The sequence below is a fragment of the Thalassobaculum litoreum DSM 18839 genome (genome assembly GCF_900102465.1).
Taxonomy (GTDB): Bacteria; Pseudomonadota; Alphaproteobacteria; order Thalassobaculales; family Thalassobaculaceae; genus Thalassobaculum; species Thalassobaculum litoreum.
Genome location: NZ_FNBW01000004.1, coordinates 190,842 through 210,890, shown reverse-complemented (window position 1 = coordinate 210,890; position 20,049 = coordinate 190,842). Strand labels below are relative to the sequence as shown.

At 68.9% G+C, this 20,049-nt stretch carries 22 protein-coding genes and 1 riboswitch; of the genes, 8 read left to right on the top strand and 14 right to left on the bottom strand.

Going from position 1 to position 20,049, the window contains the following annotated elements; all coding sequences use genetic code 11:
- Window positions 1–79: 79 nt before the first annotated feature.
- Entirely contained in the window at window positions 80–1,399 is a 1,320-nt protein-coding gene (locus BLS34_RS08185; protein ID WP_028793348.1) for an O-acetylhomoserine aminocarboxypropyltransferase/cysteine synthase family protein, read from the bottom strand.
- Window positions 1,400–1,532: 133 nt separating this feature from the next.
- A riboswitch (SAM riboswitch) is annotated at window positions 1,533–1,611 on the bottom strand.
- A 93-nt stretch (window positions 1,612–1,704) separates the two neighbouring features.
- On the opposite strand from BLS34_RS08185, the gene BLS34_RS08180 reads away from it, so the two are divergent.
- Window positions 1,705–2,304, top strand: coding sequence for a uracil-DNA glycosylase family protein (locus BLS34_RS08180; protein ID WP_093149517.1), 600 nt, complete (start codon window positions 1,705–1,707; stop codon window positions 2,302–2,304).
- Window positions 2,305–2,325: 21 nt separating this feature from the next.
- Here BLS34_RS08180 and clpS read toward each other — a convergent pair whose 3' ends face one another.
- Window positions 2,326–2,631: an ATP-dependent Clp protease adapter ClpS gene (clpS, locus tag BLS34_RS08175; RefSeq protein ID WP_028793346.1), complete on the bottom strand. Its 306-nt coding sequence runs from the start codon at window positions 2,629–2,631 to the stop codon at window positions 2,326–2,328.
- 197 nt (window positions 2,632–2,828) lie between these two features.
- Between clpS and BLS34_RS08170 the strand changes: the two genes are divergently transcribed.
- The 3 genes from BLS34_RS08170 (at window position 2,829) to BLS34_RS08160 (ending at window position 5,667) form a co-directional block, all read left to right on the top strand.
- Window positions 2,829–3,761: a 2-hydroxyacid dehydrogenase gene (locus tag BLS34_RS08170; protein WP_093149515.1), complete on the top strand. Its 933-nt coding sequence runs from the start codon at window positions 2,829–2,831 to the stop codon at window positions 3,759–3,761.
- On the top strand, window positions 3,761–4,714 hold the full coding sequence (locus tag BLS34_RS08165) for a 2-hydroxyacid dehydrogenase (RefSeq protein WP_051244037.1): 954 nt from the start codon (window positions 3,761–3,763) through the stop codon (window positions 4,712–4,714). The genes BLS34_RS08170 and BLS34_RS08165 overlap by 1 nt, the downstream gene beginning before the upstream one ends.
- An 80-nt stretch (window positions 4,715–4,794) precedes the next feature.
- On the top strand, window positions 4,795–5,667 hold the full coding sequence (locus BLS34_RS08160) for a transglutaminase-like domain-containing protein (protein WP_093149513.1): 873 nt from the start codon (window positions 4,795–4,797) through the stop codon (window positions 5,665–5,667).
- Here the strand turns inward: BLS34_RS08160 and BLS34_RS08155 are convergent.
- The 6 genes from BLS34_RS08155 to BLS34_RS08130 all read right to left on the bottom strand — a co-directional run bounded on the left by BLS34_RS08155 (window position 5,664) and on the right by BLS34_RS08130 (window position 11,326).
- Window positions 5,664–7,157 (bottom strand): tripartite tricarboxylate transporter permease, encoded by a 1,494-nt coding sequence (locus BLS34_RS08155; protein ID WP_093149512.1) that lies wholly within the window; start codon window positions 7,155–7,157, stop codon window positions 5,664–5,666. The genes BLS34_RS08160 and BLS34_RS08155 overlap by 4 nt on opposite strands.
- A 7-nt stretch (window positions 7,158–7,164) precedes the next feature.
- Window positions 7,165–7,638 carry a tripartite tricarboxylate transporter TctB family protein gene (locus BLS34_RS08150; RefSeq protein ID WP_093149510.1) on the bottom strand — a complete coding sequence of 158 codons (474 nt, stop codon included), beginning with the start codon at window positions 7,636–7,638 and terminating at the stop codon, window positions 7,165–7,167.
- A 42-nt stretch (window positions 7,639–7,680) separates the two neighbouring features.
- Window positions 7,681–8,655 (bottom strand): tripartite tricarboxylate transporter substrate binding protein, encoded by a 975-nt coding sequence (locus BLS34_RS08145; RefSeq protein ID WP_028793341.1) that lies wholly within the window; start codon window positions 8,653–8,655, stop codon window positions 7,681–7,683.
- A 270-nt stretch (window positions 8,656–8,925) separates the two neighbouring features.
- Window positions 8,926–10,284, bottom strand: coding sequence for an ABC1 kinase family protein (locus tag BLS34_RS08140; protein ID WP_028793340.1), 1,359 nt, complete (start codon window positions 10,282–10,284; stop codon window positions 8,926–8,928).
- 257 nt (window positions 10,285–10,541) lie between these two features.
- A complete protein-coding gene (locus BLS34_RS08135) occupies window positions 10,542–10,862 on the bottom strand; it encodes an antibiotic biosynthesis monooxygenase family protein (RefSeq protein WP_028793339.1) in 321 nt (106 codons plus the stop codon).
- Between the two features lie 14 nt (window positions 10,863–10,876).
- On the bottom strand, window positions 10,877–11,326 hold the full coding sequence (locus tag BLS34_RS08130) for a DUF1178 family protein (RefSeq protein WP_028793338.1): 450 nt from the start codon (window positions 11,324–11,326) through the stop codon (window positions 10,877–10,879).
- Between the two features lie 94 nt (window positions 11,327–11,420).
- On the opposite strand from BLS34_RS08130, the gene BLS34_RS26195 reads away from it, so the two are divergent.
- Together BLS34_RS26195 and BLS34_RS08120 are read left to right on the top strand one after the other, a co-directional pair.
- On the top strand, window positions 11,421–13,535 hold the full coding sequence (locus BLS34_RS26195) for an aminotransferase (RefSeq protein WP_245701939.1): 2,115 nt from the start codon (window positions 11,421–11,423) through the stop codon (window positions 13,533–13,535).
- A 2-nt stretch (window positions 13,536–13,537) separates the two neighbouring features.
- Window positions 13,538–14,128: a class I SAM-dependent methyltransferase gene (locus tag BLS34_RS08120; protein WP_093149507.1), complete on the top strand. Its 591-nt coding sequence runs from the start codon at window positions 13,538–13,540 to the stop codon at window positions 14,126–14,128.
- On the opposite strand, the gene BLS34_RS08115 is transcribed toward BLS34_RS08120, so the two are convergent.
- From BLS34_RS08115 to BLS34_RS08105, 3 genes are all read right to left on the bottom strand, one after another.
- The gene (locus tag BLS34_RS08115) at window positions 14,095–14,952 is read right to left on the bottom strand and encodes a carbon-nitrogen hydrolase family protein (protein ID WP_093149505.1); all 858 of its coding nucleotides are present in this window, start codon (window positions 14,950–14,952) and stop codon (window positions 14,095–14,097) included. The genes BLS34_RS08120 and BLS34_RS08115 overlap by 34 nt on opposite strands.
- Window positions 14,953–15,004: 52 nt before the next feature.
- Window positions 15,005–15,280 (bottom strand): glutaredoxin 3, encoded by a 276-nt coding sequence (gene grxC, locus BLS34_RS08110; RefSeq protein ID WP_028793336.1) that lies wholly within the window; start codon window positions 15,278–15,280, stop codon window positions 15,005–15,007.
- A gap of 86 nt (window positions 15,281–15,366) precedes the next feature.
- The gene (locus tag BLS34_RS08105; RefSeq protein WP_093149503.1) at window positions 15,367–16,110 is read right to left on the bottom strand and encodes a ComFC family protein; all 744 of its coding nucleotides are present in this window, start codon (window positions 16,108–16,110) and stop codon (window positions 15,367–15,369) included.
- 69 nt (window positions 16,111–16,179) lie between these two features.
- On the opposite strand from BLS34_RS08105, the gene BLS34_RS08100 reads away from it, so the two are divergent.
- Complete coding sequence (locus BLS34_RS08100; RefSeq protein ID WP_093149693.1) at window positions 16,180–17,088, top strand: methyltransferase domain-containing protein; 909 nt, start codon at window positions 16,180–16,182, stop codon at window positions 17,086–17,088.
- Window positions 17,089–17,090: 2 nt separating this feature from the next.
- Here the strand turns inward: BLS34_RS08100 and BLS34_RS08095 are convergent, their stop codons facing one another.
- Window positions 17,091–18,038 (bottom strand): LysR substrate-binding domain-containing protein, encoded by a 948-nt coding sequence (locus BLS34_RS08095; protein WP_093149502.1) that lies wholly within the window; start codon window positions 18,036–18,038, stop codon window positions 17,091–17,093.
- A 119-nt stretch (window positions 18,039–18,157) separates the two neighbouring features.
- Between BLS34_RS08095 and BLS34_RS25815 the strand changes: the two genes are divergently transcribed.
- Window positions 18,158–18,331 (top strand): hypothetical protein, encoded by a 174-nt coding sequence (locus tag BLS34_RS25815; protein ID WP_175474151.1) that lies wholly within the window; start codon window positions 18,158–18,160, stop codon window positions 18,329–18,331.
- Window positions 18,332–18,358: 27 nt separating this feature from the next.
- Here the strand turns inward: BLS34_RS25815 and BLS34_RS08090 are convergent, their stop codons facing one another.
- Together BLS34_RS08090 and argJ are read right to left on the bottom strand one after the other, a co-directional pair.
- The gene (locus BLS34_RS08090) at window positions 18,359–18,775 is read right to left on the bottom strand and encodes a (deoxy)nucleoside triphosphate pyrophosphohydrolase (protein WP_028793333.1); all 417 of its coding nucleotides are present in this window, start codon (window positions 18,773–18,775) and stop codon (window positions 18,359–18,361) included.
- Window positions 18,776–18,783: 8 nt separating this feature from the next.
- Window positions 18,784–20,022 carry a bifunctional glutamate N-acetyltransferase/amino-acid acetyltransferase ArgJ gene (gene argJ / locus BLS34_RS08085; protein WP_093149499.1) on the bottom strand — a complete coding sequence of 413 codons (1,239 nt, stop codon included), beginning with the start codon at window positions 20,020–20,022 and terminating at the stop codon, window positions 18,784–18,786.
- Window positions 20,023–20,049 lie beyond the last annotated feature (27 nt).

The following is a 20,049-nucleotide window of genomic DNA, read 5'->3' as shown; positions in this document are numbered from 1 at the left end:
TCAGCGCTCCCCTAACCACCGCGCCAAAAGGAAAAGGGGACCCGAAGGCCCCCTTCCCCTTCCTGAATCGGAGGACGGATTACTCCGCCGCCGCGGCCACCGTGCCGCCGACCGCGTCCAGTGCCTGGCCCAGATCGGCGAGGATGTCGTCGATATGCTCGATGCCGACCGACAGGCGCACATAGCCGTCGCTGACACCCGTGGCGATCTGGTCCTCCGGGCTGAGCTGGCTGTGGGTCGTGCTCGCCGGGTGGATCGCGAGCGAGCGGGCGTCGCCGATATTGGCCACGTGGTAGAACAGCTTCAGCTTGTCGATGAAGGCGCGGCCCGCCTCCTTGCCGCCCTTGATCTCGAAGCCGACCAGCCCGCCATAGCCGCCCTTCAGGTAGGTGTCGGCGCGCTTGCGCGCCTCGCCGTCCTGCTGGCTCGGATGGATCACCGTCTCCACCGCCGCGTGGCCCTTCAGGAAGTCGGCCACCTTGGCGGCATTCTCCGTATGGGCGCGGATGCGCAGCGGCAGGGTCTCCAGGCCCTGGATGATCTGGAAGGCGTTGAACGGGCTCAGGGCCGCTCCCAGGTCGCGCAGCAGGGTGGTGCGCGCCTTGATGATATAGGCGACCGGGCCGAGCGGGGCCGTCGCCTCGGTCCAAACCGCCCCGTGGTAGCTCGGGTCCGGCGTGTTCAGGGCCGGCTGGCGTTCGGCATGGTCGGCCCAGGGGAAGTTGCCGCCATCGACGATCAGGCCGCCGATGGAGGTGCCGTGGCCGCCGATATACTTGGTGGTCGAATACACGATGACCGCGGCGCCGTGATCGAACGGCCGGCACAGGATCGGGGCGGCGGTGTTGTCGATGATCAGCGGGATGCCGAAACCCCGGCCGATATCGGCGACCTCCTTGATCGGGAAGACCTGCAGCTTCGGGTTCGGCAGGGTCTCGGCGTAATAGGCGCGGGTGCGCTTGTCGGTGGCGCGGGCGAAGTTCTCCGGATCGGACGGATCGACGAAGCGGACCTCGATGCCCTGGTCCTTCAGGGTGTTGGCGAACAGGTTCCAGGTTCCGCCATACAGGTCGGTGGAGCTGACGATGTTGTCGCCGGCCTTGGCCAGGTTCTGCACCGCGAAGGCGCTGGCCGCCTGACCCGACGCAACCGCAAGGGCCGCCACACCGCCCTCCAGGGCCGCCACCCGCTGCTCCAGCACGTCGCAGGTCGGGTTCATGATCCGGGTGTAGATGTTGCCGAGTTCCTTCAGCGCGAACAGGTTCGCCGCATGCTCGGTGTCCCGGAACTGGTAGGAGGTGGTCTGGTAGATCGGCACGGCCACGGCCCCGGTGGTCGGGTCGGCGCGGTAGCCGGCATGCAGGGCCAGGGTCTGCGGATTGGTGGTGTTGAGTGACATCGGTCGTCTCCGTTTAGCAGTCGGCGAGCGAAAGCCCGCCTTGGTCAAAGGGACCAAATGCAGCCGGGACGGAGGTGCGGGACGGACCGGTTCGCTTGGGCGGAAAAAGAAAAAACCCGCCAAGCGAGCCAGCGGGTCCGTTACGACCGCCGCTTTAGCTGCATTTGTAACGCGCCCGCAAGCTGGAGGCTCAAATCGGCGCAGTGGGGATTCGGTACGCCGAAATCGGTAGGCTGTCAACGCGCCTGTAGAAGCGCCCGGGCGTTGCTCTCTGCGTTACCCCTGGGTAGACATGGAGTGCCCTCATGACGGATCAACTCGAAACCCTCCTGGCCACCATCCGCGCCTGCCGGTTGTGCGCGGAGCACCTGCCTCTCGGCCCCCGGCCCGTGCTGGTGGTCGAGCCGAGCGCTCGGATCCTCATCGTCGGCCAGGCGCCGGGGACCAGGGTGCACGAGACCGGCATTCCCTGGAACGACCGCTCCGGCGACACCCTGCGCGGCTGGATGGCGGTCGATAGGGAGACGTTCTACGACCCGACGCGGGTCGCCATCGTGCCCATGGGGTTCTGCTACCCGGGCGTGCTGCCCTCGAAGAACGGCAAGAGCGGCGGCGACGCCCCGCCGCGCCCGGAATGCGCGCCGACCTGGCACGCCCCGGTGCTGGAGCACCTGCCCAATGTCGAGCTGATCATTCTGGCCGGCCAGTACGCCCAGGCGCACTACCTGGAGGCCGCCCGGCACAGGACCCTGACCGAGACGGTGAAGCACTGGCGCGACTACGGCCCGCGGTTCTTCCCGGTGCCGCACCCGTCCTGGCGCTCGGGCAACATCATCCGCAAGAATCCGTGGTTCGAGGCCGAGCTCCTGCCCGACCTGCGGGCCCGGGTGGCGGCGCTGGTCTGAGCCCTACTCTTCCGGTTCGCCCTACTCTTCCGGCTCCGTGGTGAAGCGCAGCGGAAACCCCGCCTGGCGGGCCATGTCGTTGGCCCGGTCGGCCTTGGTCTCGGCGATGTCTCGGGCATAGACGGCGACGACGCAGACACCCTTGCGATGGGCCGTCAGCATCACTGCATAGGCCCGGTCCTCGCCCATGCCGAACTCGGCCTTCAACACCTTCACGACGAACTCGCGCGGGGTGTAGTCGTCGTTCAGCAGGATGACCTTGTACATCTTCGGCCGCTCGACCTTGGGCTTCACCCGGGTCTTGGAGCGGGTATCGGTGTCGCTCATCGCGGCGTCCTCGCCTGACGGTCCTGACCGGCTTTCCGCGCCCGACAGGGTATCACGTCCCGGCACAATCGCATCGCGGCGCGCGCTGCACCGCACCCAGGACGTCGACAGGCGCATACCGCCCGACTACTCTCATGTCTTCCGCCGACCCTGCATCGAAGCCCCTGCACCGAAGACCCTCGCTACAAGGAATATCCATGCCCGCCGTCCTTTTCCGCACCGACAACGACAATCCCGACCAGTGGCGCGAGGCGTTGGCCAAGCGCATTCCGGACCTCGACTTCCGGGTCTGGCCGGATGTCGGCAACAAGGAGGACATCGAGTTCGCCCTGGTCTGGAAGGTCCCGGCCGGCGCCTATGACGGCATGACCAACCTGAAGGCGATCTGCTCGCTGGGCCAGGGGGTGGACCACATCTTCGCCGAGCCGAACCTGCCCGAGGGCGCGCAGATCCTGCGCATCGTCGATCCCTGGATGGCCCAGGCCATGGCGGAGTGGGTGCTGCTGCAGGTCCTGCGCTTCCACCGCCAGGGCATGGAATACGAGCAGTTCCAGCGCGAGGGCCGCTGGGTGAAGCTGCCCGCGCCGGAGACCGCCACGAAGCGCGTCGGCATTCTCGGCATGGGCGCGCTCGGAGCGCAGGCGGCGACCACCATCGCCGCACTCGGCTTCGACGTGGCCGGCTGGTCGCGCACCCGCAAGGAGATCGCCGGCGTGACGAGCTTCGCGGGAGAGGCGGAGTTCGACGCGTTCCTGGCACGTACCGACATCCTGTGCTGCCTGCTGCCGCTGACCCCGGAGACCACGGACATCATCGACGCCGAGACTCTGGCCAAGCTGCCAAAGGGCGCCTTCGTGGTGAATTCCGGCCGCGGCGCCCAACTGGTCGAAGAGGATCTGCTGGCGGCACTGGACAGCGGCCATATCGCCGGCGCGTCCCTCGACGTGTTCCGCACCGAGCCGCTGCCCGAGGGTCATCCGTTCTGGACCCACCCGAAGGTGCAGGTCTGGCCGCATGTCTCGGCCCAGACCAATGCCGAGAGCGGCGCCGACCAGGTGGCCGAGAACATCCGCCGGATCTTCGCCGGCGAGACGCCGAACAACGTGGTCAGCCGCGAGCGCAAGTACTGATGACGGCCATCGTGAACCCCATCGTCGCCGTCCACAGCACCGGCGACGGCCCGTCCGCCTGGATCGCCGCACTGAAGGACGAGATGCCCGGCGTGGACGCCCGGCCGGCCCTGGACATCGCCGGCGACGACCTCGCCCGGGTCGACGTCTCGATCTCCTGGCGCCTGCCGCATGGGGTCATGGCGCGCTTCTCGAACCTGAAGCTGGCCCAGTCGATCGGCGCCGGCGTCGACCATATCCTGGAGGATCCGGAGCGCCCGCTGCACGTGCCCATCGCCCGGCTGATCGACCCGTTCATGGCCGGCTCGATGACCCATCACATCGTGCTGCAGATCCTGCGCTGGCACCGCAAGGCGGACAAGTTCGAGCGGTTCGCGGCCGAGCACGTCTGGCCGATGAGCGAGGCCTTCGACCACCGCAAGCTGCATGTCGCCATCCTCGGCCTCGGCACCCTGGGCGAGCATCTGAGCCGGTCGCTGACCGCCCTGGAGATCGCCAATACCGGCTGGACCCGCTCGCCGCGCTCGGCCGCCGGCGTGGCGTCGGTGTCGGGAGCGGCGGAACTGGACGCCCTGCTGGCCCGCTCCAACGTGGTGGTCTGCCTGCTGCCGCTGACGGAGCAGACCGAGGGCGTGCTCTGCGCCGAGCTGTTCGCCAAGCTGCCCAAGGGCGCGCTGCTGGTGAATGTCGGTCGCGGCGGCCATCTGGTCGAGGAGGACCTGATCCCGGCGCTGGATTCCGGCCAGCTCTCGGCGGCCGCCCTGGACGTGTTCCGCCAGGAACCGCTGCCGGCCGACCACCCGTTCTGGAGCGACGCGCGGATCTACATCACGCCGCACATCGCCGCCGAGGTGAACCCGCCGACCGCCTCGATCGCGTTCGCCAAGAACATCGCCCTGATCCGCGCCGGCGAGACGCCGACGGGGCTGGTCGACCTGGATCGGGGCTACTGACCCTGATATTTGTACAGATACTCGGTTTGCCCGTGTTCATCGTATAGTATCTCAACCAGTACGGCGAACGAGGCGTCCGCGTGAGTCACATCGTCCAGACCGCCTGGAGCAATCCCGGCGGCTTCTCCCGGCGGTTGGCGGAGCTGCCATCGGAGCCGCACGCCCTGGCAACGGCGCTGGAGAATATCCTGATCCATGTTGGCATCGCCCATGCGGAAGGCTCGGGCGTGCCGGAGCGGGCCAGGAACGACGCCAGCGCCCGCACCCTGTTCCGGCTGCTGGAGACCGCCGTGGCGCGCGACCCGCGGCCGTTGACCGAACGGCGTGCGTCCACCGATCTGCTCTACGGGACGTGTCGCGACTTCGCGCTGTTCGCCGCCGGCACCCTGCGGTCGGCCGGGGTGGAGGCGCGGATCCGCGTCGGCTTCGCCGACTATTTCTCGCCGGGATTCTGGGACGATCACTGGGTCTGCGAGTACCGGCGCGGCGGCGACTGGAAACTGTTCGATCCCGAACTCGGCCCCCGGATGCGCAACCGCTTCGGCGTGACCTTCAACATCGCCGACCTGCCCCGCCGCCGGTTCATGACCGGAGCCCGGGCCTGGCAGGCGGTTCGCGCCGGCACCCTCGACCCGTCGACCCTCGGGGTATCGGCGATCGGGATCTCCGGCGCCTGGTTCGCCGCCGGCAGCCTGCTGCGCGATGCCGCGGCCCTGGCCGGGATCGAGCTGCTGCCCTGGGATTCCTGGGGGCCGGCGGCCGAGGCGGTGCGCCGGCGCACCGTGGCCGAGACGGATCTCGCCTGGTTCGACAGCGTTGCCGGCGCCTTCGCCCATCCGCCCTCGACACGGGCGGCCGCCTACGCCCTGCTGTCCGGGTTCCCGGGCGCGCTGCCCGGCCGGACGGTGCTCAGCGTGGTCGACGACAAACTGGCCGAGCAGCCGGTGATTTAGCGGGCGTCGGCCGACCGGCTGCGCCAGACCTTCATCACCAGCGGCATGAACCAGACCGACAGGGTGATCACGCCGAGAACCGCGGCGATCGGTCGCTCGAAGAAGGCGAGCAGCTCGCCGTCGGCCTTGATCATCGCGGTCATGAAGTTGCCTTCCAGCATCGGCCCGAGCACCAGCCCGAGGATCGCCGGCGCGACCGGGAAGCCGTTCTCCTCCATGACGAAGGCGAGGATTCCCATGACCAGCATGATCACGACGCCGAACAGGCTGTTGTCGATGGCATAGGCGCCGACGGTGGAGAACAGCAGCACGATCGGCCAGATGATCCCGCGCGGAATGCGCAGGATGTGCCGGGCCAGACCGATGGCGGCGAAGCCGAACGGAATCAGCACGACATTGGCCAGGAAGAAGGTGATGAAGACGCCGTAGATCAGCTCCGGCGAATGGATGAACACGGTCGGCCCGGGGTTCATGCCTTTCACGTAGAGCACGCCGATCACAATGGCGGTGATCGAGTCGCCCGGGATGCCGAAGACCAGGGCCGGAACCCAGGCGCCGCTGAGCGCGGCGTTGTTGGCGGAGCCGGCGTCGACGATGCCCTCCACATGGCCGGTGCCGAACTTTTCCGGCTCCTTCGACAGCTTCTTGCTCAGCGCGTAGGCGACCCAGGCGGCGATGTCGCCGCCGGCGCCGGGCAGGATGCCCACGGCCGTGCCGAGCACGCTGCCCCGCACCACGCCCCTCCAGTAGCGCCGGAACACCCCGCCGAGACCGCTGAACAACTGCATCAGCCGGCTCAGCTTCGGTGGCGCCTCGCTGGGGGCGGCGACCATGTTGCGCAGGATCTCGGCGATCGCGAACATGCCGATCATCGCCGGGATGAAGGCGACCCCGCCCAGCAGGTCCGGGATGCCGAGGGTGTAGCGCGGATAGCCGGCGGTGATGTCGATGCCGACGGTGGCGATGAACAGGCCGATGATCAGCGAGATCGCGCCCTTCAGCGGGCTCGCCGTGGACACGAAGACGGCGCAGGTCAGGCCCAGGCAGGCGAGCCAGAAATACTCGAACTGGGTGAACTGCAGCGCCACCTCGGCGAGCTGCGGCGCGGACAGGACCAGCACCACCGTGCCGAACATGCCGCCGATGGCCGAGCCTACCAGGCTGGTGCCGAGCGCCCGTTCCGCCAGCCCCTTGCGGGTCATGGCGAAGGCCTCACTGGCGTAGGCGGCCGAGGCGGGCGTGCCGGGGACGCGCAGCAGCGCTCCGGGGATGTCGCCGGCGAAGATCGCCATGGCCGTGGCGGTCACCATCGAGGCGATGGCCGGCACCGGGTCCATGAAGAAGGTCAGCGGCACCAGCAGCGCCGTCGCCATGGTCGCCGTCAGGCCCGGGACCGAGCCGACGACCAGGCCGAAGATCGCGGCGATCGCCATGGTGCCGAGGACTTCGAGATTGAAGACCAGCGGCAGGGCTTGCAGGAAGGGGTCCATCGAAACCTCAGTAGACCACGGACTCGAGCACGCCCCAGGGCAGCGGCACGAGCAGCAGGCCGTAGAAGATCTGGTGAATTGCGAGGGTCACCGCCGCGGCGATCACGGCGGAGCTGATCCACCGGCCGCGCAACCGGAGCATCAGCGTGAACACCACCAGGAAGGCGGTGGGGATGAAGCCGAGCCAGTCGGAAACCAGGATGTAGAACAGGATGCCGCCGACCGCGAGCGCCAGGGTCAACAGGTGAGCCGGCGAGCGGGCCCAGTCGTCGGTGTCCAGCAGCGGCTGGGTCGCCCGGTTGCGCCAGCCCGACAGGATCAGCATCAGGCCGCCGATGGCGAACCCCGCGCACAGCAGCCGGGGGAAGAGTGCCGAGCCATAGTCCTGGCCCGGCACCCGTGGGAAATCCAGGGTGCCGGCCGCGGCAAGCGCCGCGAACCCGATCAGGACGATCCCGAGGATCGCGTCGTTGAACCGCATGTCGCCACCCGGATGAGGTGTTTGGAGAGGTGGGGTCCGGCCTTACTTGGCCAGACCGACCGCCTTCAGAACCTTGCCGTAATCGGCATCCGAGGTCTCATAGTGCTTGGCCAGATCGTCCGGGCCGCCCCAGATCATGCCGAAGCCGCGGTTCGCCATGAAGTCCTTGAACTCCTGGCTGTTGTAGACCTTCTCCACCGTGGCGGCGAGCTTCGCCTGGATGTCCGCCGGCAGGCCCTTGGGGCCGGCGACGGTACGCCACGCGGCGGTCGTCCAGTCCGGGCCGCCGGCCTCGGTCAGGGTCGGGATGTCCGGGAAGGCGTCCAGGCGCGTGTCGTTCATGACGGCGAGCACCTTGACCTTGCCGGCCTCCATCAGCGCACGGGCCTCGACCACCGAGGCGGTGACCGCGTCGATGCCGCCGGCGGCGAGATCGGCGAAGGCCGGCGCCGCGCCCTGGGAGGGCACCCAGCCGATGGCATTGGACTCCATGCCGGCCTCGACCAGCATGCCGGCCAGCGCCAGATGCCAGATGCCGCCCTGACCGGTGCCCGAGGCCTTCATGTCGCCCGGGTTGGCCTTGGCGTCAGCCAGCAGAGCGCCGACGTCGTTGTACTTGGAGTCGATGTTGACGGACACGCCGGCCGGATCGGCGTTGTACAGCGCGATCGGGGTGTAGTCCTTGTAGCTGAGCTCGGTCAGGCCGATCCAATGCATCATCGCGATCTCGACCGTGACGATGCCGATCGTGTAGCCGTCCGGCTTGGCCGAGGCGATGGCCTGGTGGCCGACAACGCCGCCGCCGCCCGTCCGGTTCACGACGTTCACCGGCACGCCGAGCTCGTCCTGCATGATCTTGGCGATCATCCGGCCGGTGGCGTCGGTGCCGCCGCCGGCGGACCAGGGCACGATCACCTGGATCGGGCGTTCGGGATACTCGGCGCGGGCGGGGCCGTTGACCAAGGCAACCGTGGCCATGGCAACGATTGCCCAGGCAACCATGAAGCTGCGTTTCATCTGCTGTTTCCTCCGGTATTGGGTTTTTTGATTAGTTTTTGGTCTTGGTTTCGCCAACGGTAGCACCGGCGGCATGCGCGTCTAGGGGGAAATTTGCCCAATCCCGCTTTCCGATCGCGCGCTTAGTCCGGACCGCCGGACGGCGCCAGATTCGCGCAGGCACGCGGTACGCTTGCCCCAGCGGATCGTCCAGCGGGACGAGACGGCGCGACAATCTGTCCTAGCATGCGCCGTGGGGGCGGCCAGTCGGGGGCGGCCAGTCGGGGCCGGTCAGTCGGGCCGGTCGAGCCCGACGGCGGCCAGGGCGGCGTCCTGGCGGGCGGTCAGGGTGTCCACGTCGAACTCGCCGATCAGGTCGTGGAACAGGCGGTACCAGTTCACCTCCGCCTTCAGGTGCATGAAGACCGAGCCGAGACCCAGGGCCGCGCGGTCCATCAGCACGAACTCGCGCGGCGGGCGCACACCGCTCAGCCGCTTCAGCTCGCCATGCACCTTCTCGGCGATCTCGCGGCCGTACAGGCCGCTGCCGCTCTCCTGGATCTTGCGGGTGCGGTCCTCCATCAGCGGCCCGTAGAGGAAGCGCGCCCAGACGTTCAGCACGTCGATGGTCTCGCGGTCGAGATCGGTGAAGCCCCAGCTCGCGTAGGCCTGGACGGCCAGCTCCTCGTCGTCGTCGCGGAGCGCCCGGTAGAGGTCGATCACCCCCTTCACGAAGGCTGGCGGGAAGACCCGGATGCAGCCGAAATCCAGCAGGTTGATCGAGCCGTCGTCGCGGATCGTGTAGTTGCCCAGATGCGGATCGCCGTGGATCACGCCGTAGAAATAGAACGGCACGTACCAGGTCCGGAACATGTTGTGGGCGACCCGGTTGCGGGTCTCGATATCGGGGTTCTCCTCCAGGAACTTCATGAACGGCGTGCCATCCAGCCAGGTCATAGTGATCAGCCGGTTGGTCGAAAGCTCGTCCACCACCTCCGGAATGTGCACCGCCGGCTCGTCGGCCAGCATGTGGCGGTACAGCGCCATGTGCCGGGCCTCGCGGCCGTAATCCAGCTCCTCGCGCAGCCGGGCCGAGAGCTCGGTGTGGATCAGCGACGGGTCAATCGCGGTGTCGTAGCGCCGATATAGCTTGAACACCCAGTCGAGCTGGCGCAGGTCGGCCTCCACGGCCGAGGACATGTCCGGATACTGCAGCTTGATCGCCACCTTGCGGCCGTCGTGCAGCACCCCGCGATGGACCTGCCCGAGGGAGGCGGCCGAGGCGGCCTCGCGCTCGAACTCGGCGAATTTCTTCTGCCAGCCGGGTCCGAGCTCGGTGGTCATGCGCCGCTTGACGAAGGGCCAGCCCATGGCCGGCGCGTTCGACTGCAGATGGCTCAGCTCGTCGACATACTCCTTGGGCAGCGCGTCCGGCACGGTGGACAGGATCTGCGCCACCTTCATCAGCGGGCCCTTCAGCCCGCCCAGCGCCGCCTTGAGGTCGGCCGCGTGCTCCGCCTTGTCGACGTTGAAGCCGAGATAGCGCTCGCCGGCCAGCCGGGCGGCAAGCCCGCCCACAGCGGTGCCGACCCGGGCATAGCGGCGCACGCGCCCACCCAACGAATTGCGTTCGGAATCGATGTCGCTCATGGAGGGATAGATAAGCTGTCGGCGGCGAAAGGAAAGGCGAATTCAGCGTGGTGGCGCTGCGTCAGGATGTCGGGGGAAGCGGCAAACCACGCCCACGACCGCTTCCGTCTTCCCGGCCTCGCGCCGGGATCCAGGATTCATCGTTCTGCGGCCTTCTAGCACCTGCCGCGCGCGCTCCTGCACGCGGCGCTCTCGGTCCCGGCGCCAGGCCGGGAAGACGCTTGGTGGAGCTAGCAAGTCGGAGGCGAGACCGCCCGTCACGCCCGCCAGGGCGAGGTCTCGCGATCGTAGTCGCGCGACACCTCGGCCACTCGGATGCGGTAGCGGGCGAACAGGCTGTCCCGGCCGGCCGACTGCGCGGCGTAATGGGCCGAGCGCTCGCGCCAGCGCCGGATCGCCGCCTCGTCCTCCCAGGTGGACAGGGACAGGATCTTGCCCGGCGTGACCAGGCTCTCGAACCGCTCGACCGAGATGAACCCTTCCACTGTCTCCAGCTCCGCGCGAAGGGCGGCGGCCATCTCGAAATAGCTGTCGCGGCAGCCGTCCTTCGGCTCGACCTCGAAGATCACCACATGCATGTCAGGCTCCCGGGTCAGGCGTCGTCGCGCAGCCAGGGGATGGTCCCGACCTCGATCCCCTCGTCGGCCAGCGCCTCGCGCTCCTGCGGAGTGGTGTCGCCGTAGATCCCGCGGGCGTCGCTGTCGCCGTAATGGATCTTGCGCGCCTCGTCGGCGAAGCGGTCGCCGACATTGTCGAAATTCTCCTCGATCTTGCGGCGCAGGCCGAGGAGCTGCTGCTTGAGGGCGAGCGCCTGGGTGGCGACCTGCTTCTGCTCCCCGCTCGGCGCGTCTGCCGGCGTCGGCACCATCTCCCGGCGGGTGCCCTGCAGCGCCGGCGCCATCAGGGCGCGCGAGACCTCGGACGAGCCGCAGTCCGGACAGGACAGAAGACCCGATTCGGCCTGTTTCTCGAAGGCCGAACTGTTCTGGAACCACGCCTCGAACTCATGCTCGGCGTTACAGCGCAGGCGGTAGTGGATCATCGGTCAACCAATCATGGACATGACTGTAATATAGCGGTCACGGCTGGCCGTTCCAGCATCGAAGGAACACCGCCACAGCAGACAGAGGCCCATGATGCCCGCGACCCCGTCCGATCTGGCACGCCTCGACCGCGACCACCACCTGCACCCGTTCACCGATCCCAAGGTGCTGCAGGAGGACGCGCCGATCGTCATGGCCGGCGGCAAGGACAGCACCCTGTGGGACGAGGATGGCAAGCTGTACCTCGACGCGCTGGCCGGCCTGTGGTGCGTCAATGTCGGCTACGGCCGCACCGAACTGGCCGAGGTCGCCGCCGCGCAGATGGAGCGGCTGGCCTATTACAACACCTTCTTCAAGACCACGACGGCGCCGACCGCGGCCCTGGCGGCGAAGCTGGCCGAGCTGATGCCGGACGGGCTGGACCATGTGGTCTTCGCCAATTCCGGGTCGGAGGCGCTGGACACCATCGTGCGGTTCTGCCGGCTGTTCTGGGAGCTGAAGGGACAGCCGGACAAGAAGGTCATGATCGGCCGCGAGGAGGGCTATCACGGCTCCACCCTGGCGACGATCAGCCTGGGCGGCACCCTCGCCATGCAGGCCCAGGGCGGGCTGCCGCTGGCCGGGTTCGCGCATGTGGACACCGCCTACCAGTTCCGCCACGGCGCGCCCGGCGAAAGCGCGGAGGCCTTCGCCGAGCGGGCGGCCGGCTGGATCGAGGAGAAGATCCTGGAGCTGGGTGCCGACACCGTCGCCGGCGTGGTGGTGGAGCCGGTGCAGGGGGCCGGCGGGGTGATCATCCCGCCGCCGGGCTATCTGGCGCGGGTGCAGGAGATCTGCCGGCGGCACGACGTGCTGTTCGCCCTGGACGAGGTGGTCAGCGCCTTCGGCCGTCTCGGCGCGTGGTCGGCGGCGGAGAGGTTCGGCCTCGCCCCCGATTTCATGGCTTTGGCGAAAGGTCTGTCCTCCGGCTATCAGCCGATCTCCGCCGTCATGATCGGCAGCCGGGTGGCCGAGACCCTGATCGAGAAGAGCGGCGGCCTCGCCCACGGCTTCACCTATGCCGGCCATCCGGTGGCCGCCGCCGTCGCCCTGGCCAACCTGCAGATCATCGAGCGCGAGAACCTGATCGGCCGCGTACGCGACGACCTGTCCGACCATTTCGCCGCGGCGCTGTCCCGGCTCGCCGACCAACCGATGGTGGGCGAGGTGCGCAGCCTCGGCCTGATCGGCGCGGTGGAGTTGGTGCAGCAGCGCGATCCGAAGATCCTGTACGACCCGGAGGGCCTGGTCGGCGCCGTGGTGCGCGACCAGATGCAGAGCCGCGGCGTGATCGTCCGCGCCGTGCGCGACGCCCTGGTGATCGCCCCGCCGCTGGTCGTCACCCATCGCGAGATCGACCGCATCGCCGACACATTGCGCCTCGTGCTCGACGACATCCTGGAGCAGATCGGCGTGGTCGGCGACGACCGGGCGCTGGCCGAGATCACCGCCGGCGGCAACGCGCTGAAGGGGCTGACCTGCCTCGTCACCGGCGCGTCGCGCGGCATCGGTGCGGCCGTCGCCGAGCGCTATGCGGCCGAGGGCGCCCGCGTCGTGCTCGCCGCCCGCTCCCAGGCCGATCTGGAAAAAGTCGCCGCGCGCATCCGCAAGGCCGGCGGGCAGGTGGCGACCCTGGCGCTCGACCTGTCCGAGCCGGCCGCCATAGAGGGACTGGCCAAGCGGATCGGCGAGAAGCTGGGCCGGCTCGACGTGGTGGTGGCCAACCACGGCGTGCTGGGCGAGATCGCCCCCCTGGCCGAGGTCTCCGACGCCGTGTTCGATCAGGCGATTTCGGTGAACCTCAACGCCACCTTCCGGCTGCTGCGCGAGCTCGACCCGCTGCTGCGCGCCTCCCCCAACGGACGGGCCCTGCTGGTGACCTCCGGGGCGGCCCAGGGTGCGATGCCGGACTGGGGCGCCTATGCAGCCTCCAAGGCCGGGCTGGAGGCGCTGGCGCGCGCATACGCGGCGGAGACGCGGTCGAGCCGGGTGCGGGTCAATCTGGTCGATCCGGGCGAGGTGCGCACCGGCATGCGCGCCGCCGCCTTTCCCGAGGAGGATCCGGACCGTCTGCCGACGCCGCAGGAGATCACCGGCGTCTTCGTGCGCCTCGCCAGCCCCGCCTGCGGCTTCTCGGGCGCGCGGGTTCCGGCCAGCGTGGAGGTCTAGCGATGACGGCCGATCCCGAACCGGGCCGCGAGACCGCCACCCAGGAACCCTCGGCCTGGGTCGCGCGCTTCGCCCCCATGATTCCCGAAGGCGGCACCGTTCTCGACGTGGCCTGTGGCAGCGGCCGCCACGCCCGCATGTTCCGCGACCGTGGCCACCCGGTCGTCGTCCTCGACCGCGACGTGGTCGGGGTCAGCGACATGGCGGTCGATCCGGAGGTGGAGATCGTCGCCCGCGATCTGGAGAGCGGCCGCCCCTGGCCGCTGGAGGGCCGGAGCTTCGCCGGGGTGGTGGTGGTCAACTATCTGCACCGGCCCCTGTTCCCGGCCCTGGTGCGTTCCGTGGCGCCGGGCGGGGTGCTGATCTACGAGACCTTCGCCGCCGGCAACGAGCGCTTCGGCAAGCCGAGCAACCCGAACTTCCTGCTGCACCGCGAGGAACTTCTCATCGCGGTGCGCCCGGAGCTGCAGGTGGTGGCGTATGAGGATCTGGAGGAGCAGGCGCCCCGCCACGCGGTGAAGCAGCGCGTGGTGGCGGTACGGCCGGAAAAGCCGCCCGCCTACTCGCCGGCCTGGCGCAGCTCGCTGCCGTAGACCACGGGATCGCCCAGGACCCGGTCGTGGGTCAGCGACGGCACCTTGCCGCGGGCCTCGGCGACACGGGCGAGGTCGATCTCCGCGGTGATGACGCCGACCTCCTCGCCGGCATCGGCCAGGACCTCGCCCCACGGCCCGACGATCACCGAATGGCCGTAGGTCTTGCGCCCTTCCGCATGCTCGCCGGTCTGGGCGGCGGAGACCACGTAGCAGCCGGTCTCGATCGCCCGGGCGCGCTGCAGCACGTGCCAGTGCGCCTCGCCGGTCACCTTGGTGAAGGCGGCTGGGGCGAAGATCACCTCGGCACCGGCCTGGGCCAGCTTGCGGTACAGGTAGGGGAAGCGGATGTCGTAGCAGATGGTCATGCCCATCTTGCCCCAGGGCGTGTCGGCGATCACCGCCTCGTCCCCGGCGCGATAGGTGTTGCTCTCCCGGTAGGTCTGGCCGTCGCCGACCTGCACGTCGAACATGTGGATCTTGGAATAGCGGGCGACGATCTGGCCGCGGTCGTCCAGCAGAAAGCTGCGGTTGGCCATCTTGTCGTCGGAGAGCTTGATCGAGATCGACCCGACCAGCAGCCACACGCCCAGCTCGGCGGCGAGACCGCGGAAGGCGGCGAGGACCTCGTGGGTCTCCTCCGGTTTCGCCTTGGCCAGCGCCTGATCGCGCTTGGGCTCCAGCATGCCGACAATTTCCGGCGTGGTGATGAGCTGCGCCCCGCGCTGCTTGGCTTCCCGGATCAGGGGGCTGACCCGCTCGATATTCTCGAGCGGATCGCGGGTGGTGTTGGTCTGCACGCAGGCGACGGTCAGTCGGGTCATCCAGGACCTCCGGGCGTCAAATTCGAGCGCTCGGACCGGGGAGGCGGGTGCCTCAGACCAGGGAAACGCCGAGCAGGTGATCCAGCTTACCGGTCCGCTCGAGTTCCGCAAGTTCGTCCGATCCGCCGATGCCTTCGCCGGCGATGAAGATCTGCGGCACGGTGTGCCGGCCGTCGGCCCGCTCGCTCATCTTGCTCCGGGCGTCGCTCGAGCCCCCGACGTCGTATTCGACGTAATCCACGCCCTTATTCGCCAGCAGCGACTTCGCGCGATAGCAATATGGACAGAACATGGTCGTGTAAATTTCAACCCTGGCCGCTTTGGCCATCTCGGTCCCCTCCTGTGAAGCACACGTCGCTGGGAAGTAGATAAGAAAAGTCCGGTCTTTTTGCAAAGCGCTCTCATCTGTGTGAGTTATGTCACCCGGGCCAGAGTCAGCACATCGACCGCCACTGCACCCGACCTTCTGAGCACGCGTGTACACGCGGAAACCGTGGCTCCCGTTGTAAAAACGTCGTCGACAAGCACTATCCGACGCCCCTCGATCACTTCCGCCGCCCCATCGCAGTTATTCCGTAGCGCGAATGCTCCACGCACGTTTAGCGTTCGTTGCGCGGCCGACTTTCGACCCTGACTGGGGGTTTGACGGGTGCGAAGCAGTAAACTGTCGACAACATTCACCCCGGTGGCACGCCCCAGGGCATGCGCAAGCACCGCCGCCTGGTTGTAGCGGCGCGACAATAACCGCCATCGGTGGAGCGGAACCGGAACGATCACGTCGGCCTGCTCCATCAGACCGGCGCCGGCCCGGACCATCCAGGCGGCGAAGAGCGGGGCCAGGGTAAGCCGGTCGCCGTGCTTGAAGGCGAGGACCAGGGACCGGGTCGCATCGTCGTAGACCACCGCCGCCCGCGCCCGGTCGAACACCGGCGGTTCCGCCAGACAGGCGCCGCAGACGGCACTGCCAAACGGTCTGATCTCGAAGGGAAGGCCGCAGACCTCGCAGAGCGGCTCGGTGACGAAGGTGACCGCGCTCCAGCAGGTCAGGCACAGGGTCGCGTCGGCCGGCACGTCCACGCCGCAGCGTCCGCAGCGCGGCGGCAGCAGAAGGTCCAGCAGACGCCGCGCCAGCGGCGCAACGGATGAGAGCGCGGCCATGGTTCCGCCATGGCAGGCCCAGGCCGGTTTTCCCTTTCCCTGCCCCCGCGCCTGCGCCATATGGCGGGCATGACCGATGCGATGCGCGTATTCGACCGCTCCCTCCTGCGCCGCCGCCGCGAGCGCGCCCGGGCCCGCTATGGGGAGTTCGCCTTCCTGGAGGAGGAGGTCGCCGACCGCCTGGCCGAGCGGCTGGAGGACATCCGGCGCCGCTTCCCGCTGGCGCTGGAGCTCGGTGCCCGGTCCGGCGCGCTGGGCCGCGCCCTGCGGGCCAGCGGCAAGGTCGACACCCTGATCCAGAGCGACCTCGCCCCGTCCTGGGCGGCCGAGCGGGCGGCGGACGGCCCCGCCCTGACCCTGGACGAGGAGTTCCTGCCGATCGCCGACGGCTCGCTCGACGCGGTGTTCGGGGCGCTGTCGCTGCATTGGGTGAACGACCTGCCGGGCGCCCTGTCGCAGATTCGCCGGGCCCTGAAGCCGGACGGGCTGCTGCTCGTGGCGCTTCTCGGCGGCGAGACCCTGGTGGAGCTGCGCGACGCCTTCGCCGAGGCCGAGGTGGCGGTGACCGGCGGACTCAGCCCCCGGGTGTCGCCCTTCGCCGATCTGCGCGACGCGGGCGGCCTGCTGCAGCGCGCCGGCTTCGCCCTGCCCGTGGTGGACGCCGACACGATCACCGTGACCTACGACACCGCCCTGCACCTGATGCGGGACCTGCGGGGCATGGGCGAGACCAACCTGGTGCTGGAGCGTCATCGCGCGCCGATGACCCGCGCCCTGCTGGGCGGGGTGGCCCAGGCGTATGCCGAGCGCTTCGCCGATGCGGACGGCCGGATCCCGGCCCGCTTCCAGATCCTCTACCTCACCGGCTGGGCTCCGGCGGCGAGCCAGCCCAAGCCGCTACGTCCCGGCTCGGCCACCAGCCGTCTGGCATCGGCCCTGGGCGGCACGGAGACCGGCACCGGCGAGACTCCGGGCTGAAATCAGTCTCCGTCCCGGTCGGAGGCCTGCCAGTCCTGCCAGGTCTCCTCGCCGATCTGTTCCAGGATGAACTCCCGGAAGGCGGCGATATGCGGCTCGTCGGCACGCGCCTTGTCGTACACGAACCAATAGCCCGCATCCTCGTCCAGATAGGCGTCGTGCAGCGGCAGGAGCAGGCCGGCGCTCATGGCCTCGCGCGCCAGGGCGAACCGTCCCAGCACCGCCCCGTGGCCGGCCAGGGCCAGATCGAGGATCGAGCCGGCGTCGTACAGTACGGCCCCTGAGGAGACGTCCGCCTCGGGCATGCCGTTATTCTCAAACCAGCGGCGCCACCACAGCCGCGTCTCCTCGTGGTGCAGCGGCAGCGACGCGATCGTCTCGACCGGCAGCGGCAGGTCCGCCGCCGACAGGCCGTACTTGGCCAGCAGGCCCGGCGAGGCGATCGGCCGGGCATGGCCGCTGATCAGCCAGTGCTGCTCCAACCCCTCCCAGCCGCCCCGCCCATAGCGCAGCCCGACATCGATCGCCCGCTCCCGCCGCAGATCGACCATCCTCGTGGAATGCTCGATGCGCACATCGATCTCGGGATGGCGCGCGCTGAAGGCCGGCAGACGCGGCACGATCCAGCGATAGGCCACCGAAGGGGCGGCGGTGATGGTCAGCATGCGCCGGCCGCCGGTGGCGCTGATATCCGCCAGCCGGGCGTCGATCGAGTCGAAGGCCTGGCCCAGCACCGGCAGCAGGTCGGCCCCCGCCTCGGTCAGGCGGATACGGCGGTGCTCGCGCCGGAACAGGGGCTGACCGATCCATTCCTCCAGCGCCTTCACCTGATGGCTGACCGCGGCATGGGTGACCGACAGCTCGTCCGCCGCCCGGCTCATGCTCTCCAGACGGGCGGCGGCCTCGAAGGCGCGCAGGGCGTTCAGCGGCGGCAGACGGCGCGCGGACATTGGATAGTTTTTCTAACACGTGAAGTGAGAAAGCATCGTTTGAGATAACCCGGGATCCGGCCCAATTTCAAGTCATCGAATGGGGCCGAAGTCCTCGGTGTCCTGAAAGGAGAGATAAAATGAACGGCAATCATCTTCTGCTGCTCGCCCATGCCGCCACCGGTGGTGCGGGAGACCAGATCGAGCGTCTGATCAGGCAGCATCACGACGTCAACCGGCGCCATCCGGAGCCGCAGACCCATCCGGCCGACGGTCGGCGCAACAGCCGCCGCCGCATCCTGGGCCTGTTCTGATCGCTTCCCACCCCAGAGGGAGAAGGATCAGCCGAGAATGTCCTGGATCATCGCCACCAACGGGGCGTCGGCCGGCGGCATCGGGTAGTCCCGAAGCCGCACCGGCCGCACCCAGGCGAGGTCGGCGTGCTCGTGCCGGGTCACCTCGCCCTTCCACCGCCGGCACACGTAGAGCGGCATCAGCAGGTGGAAATCGTCATAGGCATGGCTGGCGAAGGTGAGCGGGGCGAGGCAGCTCTCATGGGTGTCGATGCCCAGCTCCTCGCGCAGCTCGCGGATCAGCGCCGCCTCCGGCGTCTCGCCGGGATCGACCTTGCCGCCGGGGAACTCCCACAGTCCCGCCAGCTTCTTGCCTTCCGGCCGCTTGGCGATCAGCACGCGCCCGTCGGCATCGACCAGCGCCACCGCCACGACCAGAACGATCGGAAGGCTGTTCTTGGCCATGGGCGCGTCTAGCTGCGGTAGTCGGCGTTGATGTCGATATAGCCGTGGGTCAGGTCGCAGGTCCACACGGTCGCCCGGCCCCGGCCGACGCCGACATCGACCTCGATATCGATCTCCCGGCCCTTCATGTGGGCGGTAACGGGGGCCTCGTCGTAGCCTTCCACGCGCACGCCGTCGCGCGCCACCTCGACGCCGCCGATGGAGATCGCCAGCCGGTCCCGGTCCGCCTTCTGGCCCGACTTGCCGACCGCCATGACGATGCGACCCCAGTTGGCGTCCTCGCCGGCGATCGCCGTCTTCACCAGGGGCGAGTCGGCGATGACCATCGCGATCCTCTTGGCCGCCCGCTCCGAAGCCGCCCCGGTGACGGCGATGCGGACCAGCTTGCTCGCCCCCTCGCCGTCGCGCACCACCTGCATCGCCAGATCGTGCAGCAGGTCCTCGAGCTTGGTGCGGAAATCGCGCAGCGCCGGATCGCCCGGACCGTCCACCGTCACATGGGTCTCGCCCTTGCCGGTGGCGAACAGCAGGACCGTGTCGCTGGTCGACTGGTCGCTGTCGACGGTGACCGCGTTGAAGCTGCGGTTCACGCCCCGGGTCAGGAGCGCCTTCAGCACCGGTGCGGGCAGGGCCGCGTCGGTCACGACGAAGGACAGCATGGTCGCCATGTCGGGCGCGATCATGCCGGAGCCCTTGGCGATGCCGTTGATGGTCACCGGCACGCCGCGGATGTTCGCAGTGCGCGACGCCGTCTTGGCGAAGGTGTCGGTGGTCATGATGGTGGCCGCCGCGGTTTCCCAGGCGTCCTCCGTCAGCTCGGCCTTGGCCGCCGGCAGATGCTCGACGATCCGCTCGTAGCGCATCGGCTCGCCGATCACCCCGGTGGAGGCCAGCAGGATCTCCGACGGATCGCAGCCCAGCGCCGCCGCCGCCGCCTTCGCCGTCTCCGCACAGGCCATCGCCCCGTGGGCGCCGGTGAAGACGTTGGCGTTGCCGGCGTTCACCACCAGCCCGCGGGCGGTGCCGGCGGGCAGGTGCGCGCGGCACCAGTCGATCGGCGCGCCCGGCATCTGGTTGCGGGTCAGCACACCGGCGACCGTGGTCCCCGGGTCGAACGCCATCAGAAGAACGTCGCGGCGGCCCTTGTACCGCACCCCGGCCTCCCGTGCCGCCATGCGGCATCCGGCGATCGGCGGCAGGGTCTGTTTCCTGGTCGGCGCCAGGGGGGAAACCGGCAGCGGCTTCATGGTCGTTCTTCCGTCAGCTTAAGCGGG

What these genes read in the sequence shown, in the direction of transcription:
- BLS34_RS08185 (WP_028793348.1), bottom strand. Translation starts at nt 1,399, where the DNA reads ATGTCACTCAACACCACCAATCCGCAGACCCTGGCCCTGCATGCCGGC.
- BLS34_RS08140 (WP_028793340.1), bottom strand. Translation starts at nt 10,284, where the DNA reads ATGAGCGACATCGATTCCGAACGCAATTCGTTGGGTGGGCGCGTGCGC.
- BLS34_RS08120 (WP_093149507.1), top strand. Translation starts at nt 13,538, where the DNA reads ATGACGGCCGATCCCGAACCGGGCCGCGAGACCGCCACCCAGGAACCC.
- BLS34_RS08135 (WP_028793339.1), bottom strand. Translation starts at nt 10,862, where the DNA reads ATGCATGTGGTGATCTTCGAGGTCGAGCCGAAGGACGGCTGCCGCGAC.
- BLS34_RS08105 (WP_093149503.1), bottom strand. Translation starts at nt 16,110, where the DNA reads ATGGCCGCGCTCTCATCCGTTGCGCCGCTGGCGCGGCGTCTGCTGGAC.
- BLS34_RS08155 (WP_093149512.1), bottom strand. Translation starts at nt 7,157, where the DNA reads ATGGACCCCTTCCTGCAAGCCCTGCCGCTGGTCTTCAATCTCGAAGTC.
- BLS34_RS08145 (WP_028793341.1), bottom strand. Translation starts at nt 8,655, where the DNA reads ATGAAACGCAGCTTCATGGTTGCCTGGGCAATCGTTGCCATGGCCACG.
- grxC (WP_028793336.1), bottom strand. Translation starts at nt 15,280, where the DNA reads ATGGCCAAAGCGGCCAGGGTTGAAATTTACACGACCATGTTCTGTCCA.
- BLS34_RS08130 (WP_028793338.1), bottom strand. Translation starts at nt 11,326, where the DNA reads ATGATCCACTACCGCCTGCGCTGTAACGCCGAGCATGAGTTCGAGGCG.
- BLS34_RS08165 (WP_051244037.1), top strand. Translation starts at nt 3,761, where the DNA reads ATGACGGCCATCGTGAACCCCATCGTCGCCGTCCACAGCACCGGCGAC.
- BLS34_RS08150 (WP_093149510.1), bottom strand. Translation starts at nt 7,638, where the DNA reads ATGCGGTTCAACGACGCGATCCTCGGGATCGTCCTGATCGGGTTCGCG.
- BLS34_RS08170 (WP_093149515.1), top strand. Translation starts at nt 2,829, where the DNA reads ATGCCCGCCGTCCTTTTCCGCACCGACAACGACAATCCCGACCAGTGG.
- BLS34_RS08180 (WP_093149517.1), top strand. Translation starts at nt 1,705, where the DNA reads ATGACGGATCAACTCGAAACCCTCCTGGCCACCATCCGCGCCTGCCGG.
- BLS34_RS08115 (WP_093149505.1), bottom strand. Translation starts at nt 14,952, where the DNA reads ATGACCCGACTGACCGTCGCCTGCGTGCAGACCAACACCACCCGCGAT.
- clpS (WP_028793346.1), bottom strand. Translation starts at nt 2,631, where the DNA reads ATGAGCGACACCGATACCCGCTCCAAGACCCGGGTGAAGCCCAAGGTC.
- BLS34_RS08100 (WP_093149693.1), top strand. Translation starts at nt 16,180, where the DNA reads ATGACCGATGCGATGCGCGTATTCGACCGCTCCCTCCTGCGCCGCCGC.
- argJ (WP_093149499.1), bottom strand. Translation starts at nt 20,022, where the DNA reads ATGAAGCCGCTGCCGGTTTCCCCCCTGGCGCCGACCAGGAAACAGACC.
- BLS34_RS25815 (WP_175474151.1), top strand. Translation starts at nt 18,158, where the DNA reads ATGAACGGCAATCATCTTCTGCTGCTCGCCCATGCCGCCACCGGTGGT.
- BLS34_RS08090 (WP_028793333.1), bottom strand. Translation starts at nt 18,775, where the DNA reads ATGGCCAAGAACAGCCTTCCGATCGTTCTGGTCGTGGCGGTGGCGCTG.
- BLS34_RS08095 (WP_093149502.1), bottom strand. Translation starts at nt 18,038, where the DNA reads ATGTCCGCGCGCCGTCTGCCGCCGCTGAACGCCCTGCGCGCCTTCGAG.
- BLS34_RS26195 (WP_245701939.1), top strand. Translation starts at nt 11,421, where the DNA reads ATGCCCGCGACCCCGTCCGATCTGGCACGCCTCGACCGCGACCACCAC.